Annotated in this window: 11 protein-coding genes; 1 reads left to right on the top strand and 10 read right to left on the bottom strand. The window is 66.2% G+C overall.

The window, feature by feature from the left end:
* Window positions 1-206: 206 nt before the first annotated feature.
* From AB4Y35_RS06030 to tssB, 10 genes are all read right to left on the bottom strand, one after another.
* Window positions 207-602, bottom strand: coding sequence for a DUF4280 domain-containing protein (locus AB4Y35_RS06030; RefSeq protein ID WP_368619571.1), 396 nt, complete (start codon window positions 600-602; stop codon window positions 207-209).
* 33 nt (window positions 603-635) lie between these two features.
* Complete coding sequence (locus AB4Y35_RS06025) at window positions 636-1181, bottom strand: toxin-antitoxin system YwqK family antitoxin (protein ID WP_368703714.1); 546 nt, start codon at window positions 1179-1181, stop codon at window positions 636-638.
* 7 nt (window positions 1182-1188) lie between these two features.
* Window positions 1189-3177 (bottom strand): type VI secretion system Vgr family protein, encoded by a 1989-nt coding sequence (locus AB4Y35_RS06020; protein WP_368703713.1) that lies wholly within the window; start codon window positions 3175-3177, stop codon window positions 1189-1191.
* A 48-nt stretch (window positions 3178-3225) separates the two neighbouring features.
* Window positions 3226-5892 carry a type VI secretion system ATPase TssH gene (tssH, locus tag AB4Y35_RS06015; RefSeq protein WP_368703712.1) on the bottom strand — a complete coding sequence of 889 codons (2667 nt, stop codon included), beginning with the start codon at window positions 5890-5892 and terminating at the stop codon, window positions 3226-3228.
* On the bottom strand, window positions 5889-7010 hold the full coding sequence (tssG, locus tag AB4Y35_RS06010; protein WP_368703711.1) for a type VI secretion system baseplate subunit TssG: 1122 nt from the start codon (window positions 7008-7010) through the stop codon (window positions 5889-5891). The genes tssH and tssG overlap by 4 nt, the downstream gene beginning before the upstream one ends.
* Window positions 6974-8761: a type VI secretion system baseplate subunit TssF gene (gene tssF / locus AB4Y35_RS06005; protein ID WP_368703710.1), complete on the bottom strand. Its 1788-nt coding sequence runs from the start codon at window positions 8759-8761 to the stop codon at window positions 6974-6976. The genes tssG and tssF overlap by 37 nt, the downstream gene beginning before the upstream one ends.
* Window positions 8745-9239, bottom strand: coding sequence for a type VI secretion system baseplate subunit TssE (gene tssE / locus AB4Y35_RS06000; protein WP_368703709.1), 495 nt, complete (start codon window positions 9237-9239; stop codon window positions 8745-8747). The genes tssF and tssE overlap by 17 nt, the downstream gene beginning before the upstream one ends.
* Before the next feature lie 12 nt (window positions 9240-9251).
* Window positions 9252-9758 (bottom strand): Hcp family type VI secretion system effector, encoded by a 507-nt coding sequence (locus AB4Y35_RS05995; protein ID WP_368703708.1) that lies wholly within the window; start codon window positions 9756-9758, stop codon window positions 9252-9254.
* 133 nt (window positions 9759-9891) lie between these two features.
* Window positions 9892-11367, bottom strand: a complete 1476-nt coding sequence (gene tssC / locus AB4Y35_RS05990) for a type VI secretion system contractile sheath large subunit (protein WP_069267983.1) — start codon at window positions 11365-11367, stop codon at window positions 9892-9894.
* Between the two features lie 21 nt (window positions 11368-11388).
* Complete coding sequence (tssB, locus tag AB4Y35_RS05985; RefSeq protein ID WP_342925147.1) at window positions 11389-11964, bottom strand: type VI secretion system contractile sheath small subunit; 576 nt, start codon at window positions 11962-11964, stop codon at window positions 11389-11391.
* 547 nt (window positions 11965-12511) lie between these two features.
* Here tssB and AB4Y35_RS05980 point away from each other — a divergent pair.
* A complete protein-coding gene (locus AB4Y35_RS05980) occupies window positions 12512-13006 on the top strand; it encodes a hypothetical protein (protein ID WP_324156351.1) in 495 nt (164 codons plus the stop codon).
* The last annotated feature ends 14 nt before the right edge of the window (window positions 13007-13020 follow it).

The following is a 13020-nucleotide window of genomic DNA, read 5'->3' as shown; positions in this document are numbered from 1 at the left end:
GTGTTCGGAAAATGGGGCTGCCTTGCAGAGTCAAACGAGTATAGGTAAACGAATTCGGCATTTGCCACTGGTTGTGGGAACAATTTTCCAGTGAAGTGCTTGATGAAGAATTCGCACTGGCGCTTGCCAGAGTCGTGTGGGCTGATGTAATTAAACATCTGCAAGCTCCACGATATTCGATTCCGCGTTTCAAAAGGTAGCCACTGCTACGGCACAAGCGTAGTCACCTGTCCCGGCTGCACCACCTTGATTACGCCGCCCCAAATACAAACGAGCGTACCTTGAGCGTCCAGCGCCGGCATGGCGCCCAGCGTCACAGTGGGCGCGCCGCCCGGAATCCACGGCGACGGTGTAGCCGGAACGCAGGGCATCGGCGTGAATACACCCAGCGCCGCGGCAGTCGCAGCGATCACCGTAGGATTCGCCGGGCTTTGGCACAGCGCGAACGGTGTGATATTGGCGATCGGAATCGAGTCCGCAATCGTCGCGGCGGGCACACCGCTCACGAGCACGCGATTGACGGGGAGAACGTTGAGCGTGCCCGGCGCGCCGCCAAACGAGCATTGCAATGTGGCGCCGGCGCAGACTTGCGGACTGGTCATCGTGTACCTCCTTATGCGTTGCCAGCGCCAGAATCAGGCCGAAGACGGATTCGCGAGCGACTGCCACCATTGCTTCCAGCGCGGCAACGGCTTGCCGTCCGCCGCTAGCGGGCGGTTGTCGTCGGTATAGCGTTTCGCCGCTTCGAGCGGCTTTCCGGCGTTGAACGGCTGCCGTAGCGCCAGGCAGCCATTCGGATGGAAGCGCTGTAAGACGCCATGCAGCTTGCCGTTGCGGTAATGCGCTTCTTCGAGCAGCGTGCCGTCGGCCAGCCAGGTGCGCGAAACGCCGTGCAGCACGCCGTTGGCGTAGTGCGCCTCGCGCTGGACCTTTCCATCGGGGTGGTAGAAAAGTGCCTTGCCGTCGAGCTTTCCGTGCGCGTACTGCACCTGCGCCGAGGGGTTACCCTCCGGATAGCAATAGGTGGCCGGGCCGCTGAGCACGCCATTCGCGTAACGCATCATCGCGACGGGACGTCCTTCCGACTCGATGCGCACGGGGCCGTGTAGCGCGCCGCCCAGCGTCGCGCCTTCTATGCGCGTGTCGTCGCGTTCTATCGTGACCGGCTGGATCGTCTCCATGCTCGCCTCAATTGATCTTTACAATGCCGCCCTTGACCACCAGCATGCCGCCTCCGTCCACCGTCTGCTGCACGGCGCCCTTGTTCGTCACGCTCTGCGCCTCGTTCGAAAGTGTGCCGTCCGACTTGTTGGTGAGCGACGTCCCGGCCTGATTCGTGAGCGACACGCCGGCCTGGTTCGTCAGCGACGCGTCGCTCTTCGCCGTGAGATTGCCCGTGCTCTGCAGCGTTAGCGTGCCGCTCACCTTGATGGTGAGGTTGCCGTCCACGGTGAGCGTCATGTTGCCCGTCACGGTCTGATCGAGGTTGCCGCCCACCGTGCGCGTCTCGTTGCCGCCGGCTTTCACGGTGCGTGCGCCCTTGATGTCGACGGTTTCGTCGCCGGTCTTGACCGTCGTGGTGCGGTTGCCCTGTTCGACCGTGAGCGTGTCGTTGCCTTCCTTGACCGTATGCGCGCGGTCGTTCTTGATCGTGCTCGTTTCGTTGTGGTCTATGGTCCACGTGGCGTCGTTGATCACCTTGGCGTTGAGGTCCTTTTGCGCCTGCAGGAAGATTTCCTCGCTGTCCTGCTTGTCTTCGAAACGCAGTTCGTTGAAGCCGTTGCCGCCTTTCGAGGTATTCGTCTTGATGCCGGACTGCGTCTGGTTGTCGGGCAGCGTGTAGGGCGGCAGATTTGCGCCGTTGTACACGCTGCCTGTGATCAGCGGGCGGTCCGGATCGCCGTTGATAAAGGTCACCACGACTTCGTCGCCCACGCGCGGCATGAACTGCATGCCGAAGCGCTTGCTCGCCCAGGGCTGCGCCACGCGAATCCAGCACGAACTCTGTTCGTCGTTCTGACCGTCGCGGTCCCAGTGAAACTGAACCTTCACGCGGCCGTACTGATCCGTCCACAATTCCTCGCCGCTCTTGCCCACCACCGTCGCGGTCTGCGTCGGCATGAAGGGGCGCGGCGTCGTGCGCGCGGGCCGCCATGTCGTCGCGAACGGAAACGCCTCGAAGCGGTTGCGATAGCGGTTGTGATCGGCTTCGTGGGTCACGCTGCGCACGACCCATTCGATGTTGGCGTCGCTCGATTCGTGATCTGCCAGCGTAAAGCGGCAGCCCGGCGCGAGCGCGCGGCAATCGCTTTCGCCAATGAGGATCCGGGTGGGTGCACGCAGCGCGTCCACGCGGTGTTTGGAGAGCGTGGAGCCATCGCCGCTGGTGGCGTAGCGCCCCGGATACTCGTACACGCTGTGTCCGTTCGATGCCGCTTGTGCCTGCGAATAGAGCTGTGCGGTCGGCGTCTCCCACGCGTAGTCGGTATGCGAGAAGAGCCCGGTGGCCGTCTCTTCGACAACCTCGCAATGGACGATCTGCGTCGATTCGCGTGTGCCGCTCGTGCCGCCTGTGTAATGCAGTGTCGCGTCGCCGGGCAAGGGCGTGAAGGCGTCGTTGCTGTCGGCAATGACGAGCGTATGGCTGCCCGTATCGTGGCGGAAGAAATAGAACCAGCCTTCTTCTTCGCAAAGGCGGCTCACGAACGCGAAGTCGGACTCCGCGTACTGCACGCACCATTCGCGCGTCGCCGCCGTGCCCGTGACGGAGAACGAGTAGTCCGTCAAGCTGTGCCCACCGAATACGGCCTGGATGATCTCCTGGGCGTTTTTGCCCTGAAAGATGCGGTTGTTTCGCGAGAGCGTGAGCAGCCACAACCACGAACGCAGTTCCAGGGTGAAGTGGCTGGCGTCTATCGTCGAGGGCAACTGCGCGGCGCGCGTACAAACGGTGTCGATGAGCCGAGGCGACTCGCCCCATGCGAGCGAGAGCGTTGCATGGTTGCCCGTCATGCCCGAGGGTGCGGGCGGCGGCAATCCGCCGTGGGCGTGCAGCGTCAGCGTGGTGGGAGCGTCCAGCGCCTCGCGCGCCTCGAAGCGGGCGGGAAAGAGCGTGCTGAACGCGCTGCCCGTGAGGCTGATGCGCGCATCGGTGTCGGCGGAAATGGGGCGGTTCATCGCGGGAATGGTGTCGAGTGGAAGGCAGTGTGGGGGGCCCGTGCATCGTCATTCGAGCGCCCACTGGGCGAGCGTGCCGACCAGCTCGTTCATGAGCACGTTGTCGATCTCGCGGGCACCGCCCGCGGCGCGGCAGCGCGCGAGCACGGCGTCGATGATCCTGCTGTCGAAGGCGAACTGCTTGCCCGTGGCGTCGCGATAGCGCATGCGCAGTTGTTCGAGCTTCTTCTCGATGATGGCGCGCAGCACCGTGTCGTCGAGCGCCGCATAAGGCACGGCGGTCATGCGCGCGAGAAACGCCGGGCGAAACGCGTGCAGCAGTTCTTCGTGGAGCCGCCGCGCGAAGGCGTCGGTGGCGAGCGTTGCGGCAGGCGTATTGAGCAGCAGCTCGGCGCCCACGTTGCTGGTGGCGAGGATCACGGTGTTGCGAAAATCCACCACGAGCCCGGTGCCGTCTTCCATCACGCCCTTGTCGAAGACGTTGTAGAACGCTTCGAGCACGTCGACATGCGCCTTTTCGATCTCGTCGAGCAGCACGACGCTATAAGGGCGCCTGCGCACCGCCTCGGTGAGCTGGCCGCCGCTCGCATAGCCCACATAGCCCGGCGGCGCGCCGCGCAGCTGCGAGACAGCGTGCGCTTCCTGATACGCGGCGAGGTCGATGACGATGAGATTGCGCTCGCCGCCGTAGAGCGCATCCGCGAGCGCGTAGGCCGTCTCGGTCTTGCCCACGCCAGTCGGCCCCACGAGCAGGAACACGCCTACCGGGCGCAACGGGTCGGCGAGTCCCGCGCGCCACGCCTGGATGCGCATGGCGATGCGGTCGAGCGCGGCGTCTTGCCCCACGATGCGCTGCGCGAGACGGCCCTTGAGCGTGCGCACGGCGTGGGCTTCGTCCGCGAGCATCTTGCCCACGGGAATGCCGGTCCAGCTCGCGATCACGGCGGCGATGGTCTTCGAGTCCACGCAAACCGGCACCATGGGGTCGTCGTCGCGAATCGCTTCGAGCCCGCTTTCGAGACGCGCCAGTTCGGCGGCGAGGTCTTCGCGCGGGTCGGCGGCCTCGTTGTTCTCGTTTTCGTTCTCGCTTGCGTCCGCGCTATCCGGCGATTCCTGCGCGCCGTCGTTGAAGGCATCGCGAGGCGCCGCGTCGAGAGCGGCCAGGCGCGCGCGTACCGCGAGAATCTCGCGCACGGTAGCGGCCTCGTCACGCCAGCGCGCCTCCAGCGTCTCGACGAGCGTGGCGTTGTGCGCATGTTCGGCTTCGAGCGCGGCGAGGCGCTGCGTGTGATTCGCGCCGAGCACCGTTTCCGTGCGCAGGCGCAGCAGTTCGTCGTCGAGCGCGCGCTGCCGGTGCCTGGCCGCTTCGAGTTGCGGCGGCGTGTCGTGCTGCGCCAGCGCCACGCGCGCGCATGCGGTGTCGAGCACGGCAATCGCCTTGTCGGGCAACTGGCGCGCGGAGATGTACCGATGCGAGAGTTTCACCGCATCGACGATGGCGGCGTCGAGGATCGTCACGTTGTGGTGCGCCTCGAATTTTTGCGCCAGCGCGCGCAGCATGGCGATGGCCGTTGGTTCGTCTGGGGCTTCGATCTGCACGAGCTGGAAGCGCCGCGCAAGCGCGGGGTCGCGCTCGAAGTACTTCTTGTATTCGAGCCACGTGGTGGCCGCGATGGTGCGCAGTTCGCCGCGCGCAAGGGCGGGCTTGAGCAGGTTCGCGGCGTCGCTGCCGCCTTCCGCGCCGCCCGCGCCGATCATCGTATGGGCCTCGTCGATGAAGAGCACCACCGGTCGCGGCGAGTGCCGCGCTTCGTCGATCACCGCGCGCAGGCGCCGCTCGAACTCGCCTTTCAACCCCGCGCCCGCCTGCAGTAGCGCGAGGTCGAGCATGCGCAGCGAGACCTCGGCAAGCGGCGGCGGCACGTCGCCCGCCGCGATGCGCAGCGCGAGACCTTCGACCACGGCCGTCTTGCCCACGCCCGGCGCACCCACGAGCAAGGGATTGTTCTGCCGCCGCCGCAACAGGATGTCGAGCGTCTGGCGAATCTCCGCATTGCGTCCGATGATCGGGTCGATGCGTCCGGCCCGCGCTTCGGCGGTGAGGTCGAGCGTGTATTGGTCGAGCAGGGCGGGCGCTGGCGCAGCGGACTCGAGCGCACCCGCGAACGCGGGAAGGGGCGCGTTGTCGTCTGTGGCCGGTTCGAGGGGCGCGACCGGAGTCAGCGGCGCCAGCGATGCGCCCGCCTCGATCGGCGCGAGCCAATCGGTGAAATTGGCGCGCAGCGCGGCGCTCGCCACGCGAAGCAGCATGGGCGCCCCATGCACGGCGCGTGCGCGCAGCGCGTCGTTTTCGAGCAGGGCGATGAGCAGCGTCGCCGCGCGCACGCGCGGCTGCTGGAGCACGACGGTGGATTGCACGAGCGCGTCCTGGAGCCACACGAGCAGGTCGGGCGAGAACGACGGCATGCCCGTGTTGCCGCGCTTGAAGCGCGCGATCGCCATGCGGATCTCGGCGCTGAGCGCGGCGCGGTCCACGCCGAAGTGCGGCAGCACGCACGCGAAATCGCCGCCCTCGGGTTCGGCGAGCGCGAGCAGCCAGTGTTCGATTTCGACCACGAAATGTGTTTCGCGCAGGCATTGCTGCGCGGCGCGTTCGAGGGCTTCGCGCGGCTCGCGCTCGAGGCGCGCAACGAGCGTCTTGAGATCGAGCGTCACGGCCCGGTACGCCCCGGAACGTCTTCGGGTGCGAGGCGCGTGAGGCGCGCGGGTGCCGTTTCAGCCGCGCCGGCCCAGGCGGTCCAGCCGAGCCTCAGCGGCGCGTGCCGCGAAAGGCGCGCGCGCGGCAACTCGCCCGCGGCGAGCTGCAGTTCGAGATGCACCTTGAGTTCGGCGCCGAACCATTCGGAGGCGAGCGTTTGCAGTGCTTCGTGAGCGGGCGCGCCGGGCAAGAAGGCTTCGTACTGCGCACGCCTGAGCGGACCCAGCCGCACGCGTATGCCCTGGTGTTCGTCCCAGATCCTCGTGCCCGCGACGGCATCCTGGCCGAGCCGCCGGTTGCGCCCACCGGAGCCGATCGCCGTGCGGCTCGCCGGAGGCAGTGTGCGCCAGCCGCCTGCGAACGGCGTCGAGCGCACGTGCACACGGAAATGATGGAGCACCATGACGTCAAAACCGGCGAGCGAGCGGCGGCGGTTCGCGAAGAGGCCCGCGCGCGCCAGCACGGCGCGCAGGTCGAGCGGCTCGGGCGGCGCTGCCGCTTCCTGCGCGGCGCGGTTGTACGGGGTGCGTGAATTCAGCGAGGCGTTGCCCGTGAGCGCGCGCAGCACGACATCGGCCGAGCGCTGCGCCGTGGCGGGCAGCGGCTCGGCGCTGCGGTACTTGCGCTGCGCACGATAGAGCAGCGCCAGCAGCCGATGCTGGAAGATGTCGAGAAACGCCGCCGCCGAGCGGTCCTTGCGGCGCAGGCGGTCCTGCAGCCATTCCTGCCAGGCACCGGGCAAGGGGCCGTTCGGGCCGCCCAGCGCGAACGCGTTGACCTGGAGCTGGGGCGGTCCCGCATGCGCGGATGCTTCTTCGCCAGGCTGAGGCGCAAACGCGAGCGAGCGCGGCAGGCCGCGCCGCAAGGGCCCGAGCGCGCTCGCCGGAAACGCGGGAGACAGATTGCCGCTCAGCGCGAGCGCTTCCTGGCTGGGGTCGAGCCCGGTGCCGAGCGGCTGCGCATGCGGCTGCAACAACTCGAGCAGGCGCACGGCCTGCGTGAATTCGAACGCGTGCGGTTCGTCGAACAGCCGCTGCGTCAGAGAACGAGCGGGCTGCCCATCGTCGGCCGCCATGTGCGGATCTCCCGACCGTCGCGCACGAGCGAGGTCTGTACGAAACGGTTGACGCTCGCATAGAGCGAGAAGAATTGCGCGAGCACGCCGGAAAAGAGCACGGTGCTCGCGCCCACGAAGCTCGCTTCGTCGAGTTCGATCCGCACGCCGAGTCCATTGCGCCAGCCGCGCCAACGGTCCGTGCCGACATGCGCGACGATGGGTTCGCTCGACACGGCCACGAGCCCCGCGATCTGGCGCTGCGAGGGGGCATGCGCGCCGAGATTGTGGAGCATCAGCATTTCGCGCAGCGCCTGCAGCGCCTGCGGGCCTTCGACGATCGACGTGTGATTGAGCACGAGCTGCGACACGAGGCGCCAGCGCGACGTGCCGTCGAGTGCGGCCACGATCTGCGGCGTGGGCCGATGCGCAATGCGCACGCTCGCCACCGGGCCAGGCACTTCGAACGACAGCGCGGCGCCCGGTGCGAGCCGGTGGGCCAGATGACGATTGGTGCACAGCAGATCAGCAGTGAGCGTGCGCGCCGCGGGCGCGGAGGGATTGAAGCGCGTATCGACGAACGTGAGCATGACGTCGCTGCCGGGTCGCGACGGATGCAGCCCGCTCACGCGCCGCGCGTACCAGTACACAGCCGAATCCGCGCCATGCATCGAGCCGTACCAGGGCGGCACGTCCGTCACCGTGCGGCCCGCCACGGCGCGCACGTTGCGCACGGCGTAGATCTCGGTGCTCGATTCGCGGTGCGCGTCGGGACTCACGCGCATTTCGCGCGCCGTGCCGTCGGGCCGCAACGGTTCGGAGGTGCGCGCGAACAGATTGAGCGCGCTCGCGCAGCCGAGCTGGATATCCTGCGTGTGCAACGTGAAGCGCCCGCGCGGGGCCGCCGTGAAGCCGATCACGAGATCGAGGCTGTCGAGTGCATCGGCAGGCGGCTTGAACGGCAGATCGAAGAACGCGAACTTCTCGGGAAAGGCGAAGTACTCGACGAGCAGACGGCAGGCCGGATGCGCGCCGTCTTCGAGCGGCAGGAGCGCGTCTTCCTCGTCGAAGCCAACCGGGGAGGGCAGGCCGCGTTGCGCGCGCAAGGTACCGTCTGGCGTCTGCAGCCAGGTGGCGGCGCTGTGTGCGCCGAGCAGGTCGTAGAGCGCGGCGGAGGTGACGGGCGACCCCGTGAGGCGCACGCGCAGGCGCTCGATCGGCAGGGTGCCCAGCTTGTGCGGGCCGATGCCCTGCAGCGTGAGCCGCAGCGCCGACTGCAGCGACGCGTTGCCGGTGAGCGCCTGGGCTTCCTCGGCGTCGAGCAACTGGGCGGCGGCGAGGGTGATCGGCCAGAGCGTGACGTCGCTGCACGTGCGCCATTGGATCGTCGCGCCGCTCGCGTCCACGTGCATGAGGGGCGTGTCGCGCGGCACGCGATACCCCGCGGCGATGCTGCCTTGCGTGGAGTCCGGCTCGAACTGCACGATCGTCATGGAGGGCACGGGCCGCGACGCGTAGGGATAGAACTGTTCGAGAAGGCCGTCCGTGAGCGTGGTGTATTCGTCGTCGAGCGTGCGCTGGATGCGGGCGGTGAGCACGGCGAAGCTTTCGATCAGGCGCTCGACGTTCGGGTCGGCGCTCTCGCCAGGGCCGAGTTCGAGCCGCCGGGCGATCTTCGGATACCGCTGCGCAAAGCCTTCGCTCGCGCGGCGCAGATAAGTCAGCTCGCGCTGGTAGTAGTCGAGCAGTTGCGCATCAAGCGAGTCGTTCATCGACGATCCCGATGGACTGCGTTTCCCCGTCCTGCCCGGCGACGTAGGTGACGACGTGCTCCACGCCGTCGCTGCCGCGCAGCGTTCCCCGAATGCGCAGGCACAGACGCCATGGCGCGGCGGCGTCCGCTTCGATTTTCACGCGCGGGTTGCGAAGGCGCGGCTCGAAGGCGCGGATCGCCTCGGCCACCTCACGCTCGATCACCGCCCGGTCTTCCGCGCGTGCCGCGCTTTGGCCGCTCCAGTCGGGCAGGCCGTAAAGCAGGACGTCCAGCGCGCGCGGCAGGCGTGGCGTGCCGCGGCGCGTGTTGAGAAGGCGCAGCAACTCGGCGCGGACCGACGCGCGCAAGCCGGCCGCGTCCAGTGTGCGCGCGGCAAGCTCGTCGACGGACTCGTGTGCGTCGAAAGGCGCGTCGTCGGCCAGCCGCTCGAAGAGCGGCATGGGCGCGATGGCGATGAAGGCGCGGACGTTCGCCATAGGCGGTGCGCGCTAGGCTGCCGCCTTCACGACCTTGTTCGCAGCCAGGTCCCACGTGGTGGCCGCCGTGCCTTCCTTGGTGGCGTCGTCCTTCTGCGCGGTGAGTTCCCACTTGATCTTCGTGAAGTTCAGCGAGAGCGTTTCCACGGGCTTGCCACCCGCGCCCCCCGACACGCTCACGTTGCTCAGCACGACATTGTTCAGCGTATAGGTGATGAACGGCATGATCTTGCCGTCGCTTTCGGCGGCGTTGCGGCCCACCACGATGGTCGCGCTCGCGATGGCCTTGCCGGAGCAGCAATATTCGTTGAGCGTGGGCGTGGCGACGTCGACGAACTTCGTCACGGTGAATTCGCCGAGATGGGGCTTGCCCGAGGTGCGCTCCGAGTTGCTGACGTCGTTGGTGACCTGCATCGCCACGTTGTGGCTGTACGACATCAACTCGATCTTGTCGGTATAGCCTTCCAGCGTGCACTCGCCTTTGATGTCGCCGCCCAGGTCGAGAATGATCGAATCCATGGTTTGCTGCTCCCGAAGCAGTAGAGAACCGCGCGGGCCGCGTGCGCGGCGCCAGGCGCGTTCAGGGACCAGGGGCGCTCACGCGCCGCCTGGCCGTCGTTTGTTCATCGAATCGCTTTCTTTCGCGGGTGGATCAGGCGGCCGCCGGCGGTGGCAGCGTCGCCACGAGCCGGATCGAGGCAGTGAGTTCCTCGAGCTGGAAGTGCGGCCGCAGGAATACCGTCGCGCGATACGCGCCGGGCTTGCCCGGCACATCCGTTACGTCCACGCGCGCCTCGCGCAGCGGATACTGGGCCTTGATTTCCTGTGGCGCGTTGTCGTTCACGAGCACGTAGTCGGCAATCCACGTGTTGAGATAGGCGCGCACGTTATCGCGCGTCATGAAGCTGCCGACCTTGTCGCGCATGATCGCCTTGATGTAGTGCGCAAAGCGCGACGCCGCGAGGATATACGGCAGCATGGCCGAAATGCGCGCGTTCGCCGTGGCCTCGGGCGTGTTGTAGAGCGCCGGCTTGCAGGCCGTCTGGCCGCCGAAGAACACTGCGAGCCCTTCGTTCTTCTTGTGCACGAGCGCAATGAAGCCGAGCGAGTCGAGCTCCTTTTCGCGCCGGTCGGTGATCGCCACTTCCGTGGGGCACTTCATGGCCTTGTCGCCCGAAGCCGTCTGGAAGATATGGTCCGGCAAGCGCTCGACCGCGCCGCCGCCTTCCACGCCGCGAATCGCGGCGCACCAGCTGTACTGTGCGAACGCGTTGGTGATGCGCTGCGCCAGGGCGTAGGCGGAGTTGCCCCACAGATACTTCGAGTGGTCGGTGCCGTCCACATCCTCGAAGAAGTTCATGCCCTCTACCGGATTGCTGTCCGGATGATAAGGACGCCGCATCAGGATGTGCGGGAGCGTGAGCGCGACATAGCGCGAGTCTTCGCTCTTGCGGAATTCGCGCCAGCGGGCCATGTCGATGGTCTCGAAGACCTTGGAGAGATCGCGCGGCACGCCCAGCTCCGTGAAGCTCGACATGTCGAACAGCTGCGGGTGCGCCGCCGAAATGAACGGCGCGTGCGCGGCGGCGGCCACCGAGGCGAGCTTCTCGAGCAGGCTCACGTCGGGCGTCTGGCGCGTGAAGTAGTAGTCGCCTACCAGCACGCTGAACGGAAAACCGCCGAACGTGCCGTATTCCTCCTCGTAGATCTTCTTGAAGAGCGCGCTCGTGTCGACGTCGATGGCCTTCTCGAGATCGTTTTGCAGGTCTTTCTTCGAAGCGTTCAGGAGGCGCAGTTTCAGGCGCGTGCCCGTTTCGGAGCCCTTCACGAGAAAGTGCAGCCCGCGCCACGACGACTCCAGCGCCTGCATGTCGGGGTGATGCAGCACCTCGTTGAGCTGCTCGCTGATCAGCTCGTCGATCTTGCGGATGTGATCGTTGATCATCGCCACGGTGTCGCGGCTGATGGTCATGTTCTTGTCGAGCACCTGCAGCGCGAACTCGGCGAGCAGCTCGCGCGCGTGCTGCTGCTGCTCCTCGTATTGCGCCATGCGTCCTTCGTGCACGATGCGGTCGAGCAGCGTGACCGTACCCGCCTGCGCGGTCGCGGCGGCCTGAATGTCGGACATGATCGTCTCCTCGCGTTGGGCTTAGCTGGCCGGCGTGTCACTGGAAGGGCTGGCGGGTGCAGCGGCGTCGCCCGCGGGCGGCGGCAGCTGCGCTGTCGGCGTGTCCTGCGGGTGCGCCGAACGGATTTCGCTCAGCCCCTTCGGGTCATGCACCACTTCCTGGAGCAGCTTGTCCAGTTCGTCGTTGCCGTCGAGCTTGGTGAGGAGGTCGCGCAGGCGCAGCCGCGCGTCGTAGAGCTGTTTGAGCGGGCCGATCTGCTGGACGATGCTCACAGGATCGAAGTCGTCGATGTGCTCGAACTTCAGCTCGACGTTGATCTTGCTGCCGTCGGCGGCGAGCGTGTTGTCGACCTGCAGCGTCGCGCGCGGCCCGATCGACTTCATCACGTCGTTGAAATTGTCGCGGTCGATGTCGACGAAGCGGCGCTCCGTCATTTTCGGCAACGGCTCGACAGGCTTGCCGGACAGGTCGGCAAGAATGCCCACGACGAGCGGCAACTCGCGCTTTTCGATGGCATTGCCCGTTTCGACGTCGTACGTGATCTGGACACGCGGCGGTCGGTTCCGTTCGAACCAGTGCTGGGTACTGTCGGCCATGGTCACCTCGGTGGCGGTCGTTCTTCTATTGCATTGTGTAACGGGAGAGATGCGCGTTTGTCGTCAATCTGCCCTTTTCATGATGCATTTTCTTTAAGACGACAATGCCCCGCAAAACGTAATTAAACGATTGCCAGGTGCATTCCCGGTCCTTCAGAAAAACACAGCTAAAGCATGCCCCGGATTCGTCAGACGAGAGCATTCACGGCGTCAAGCGTTCGCGCTGCGTGCGGCTTCACCTTGTCCTTCGTCGCGCACGTCGTGAAGATAGACGGTCACGACTTTAGGACAGTAAACGGGGAATTTCAAAGTATATTTACGGCGCATAGACTCATTTCCTTTCAAGTTTATTTACGCATTGTTTTTGAATTGATCGATTAAAAAATCGTTATTGCAATGTCGTGTGGGGCGCTTGTAGACTACGCGCGAAACAGCTTGCGCAGCAGAACATGCGTCTTGATTAGAAATACGAACTAGCATGGACTCTCCTGCGCGCGGGCAGGAGGCATCGCGGACAAGAGGCGACGCACACAATGGGGATGGCGCAGTGATCACCACGTTATTCGCCGGCGCGTCGCGCGCCGCGAAGCCGTACGGCTGGCGTGCCGCCGCGCTGGCGTTCGCGCTCGCGCAGGGGCTCGCGGCGTGTTCGTCGCTGCCCAAGGTACAGGTAGATACCCTGGCCATTGCCGTTTCCACTCAAGCGAATCAGGACACGCCCATTGCCGTGGACGCCGTGCTCGTGCGCAATCAGCAACTGCTCGACGCATTGCTCGGCCTGCCTTCGGCAAAGTGGTTCGCGCAGCGCGATCAATGGCGCCGCGATCATCCCGAGGACATCACGATCGTGTCGTTCGAAGTCGTGCCGGGCCAGCAGATCGCGGCGGCGCCGTTTCCGTTTGGCGGCAAGCGGGGCGCAGGCGTAGTGGTGTTTGCCGACTACCAGACACCGGGCGCGCACCGCGTGAGGCTCGACACGGGGCCCGCTCACGCGCTGCTGCTGCTCGGCGACCAGGATCTGAGCGTGCAGGCGGCGCATTGAGCAACGAGACCGTG

Origin of the sequence: Paraburkholderia sp. EG286A (assembly GCF_040965375.1) — a bacterium.
GTDB lineage: Bacteria > Pseudomonadota > Gammaproteobacteria > Burkholderiales > Burkholderiaceae > Paraburkholderia.
The sequence above is the reverse complement of the archived record's forward strand: the minus strand, read 5'-3'. Positions and strand labels throughout refer to the sequence as shown.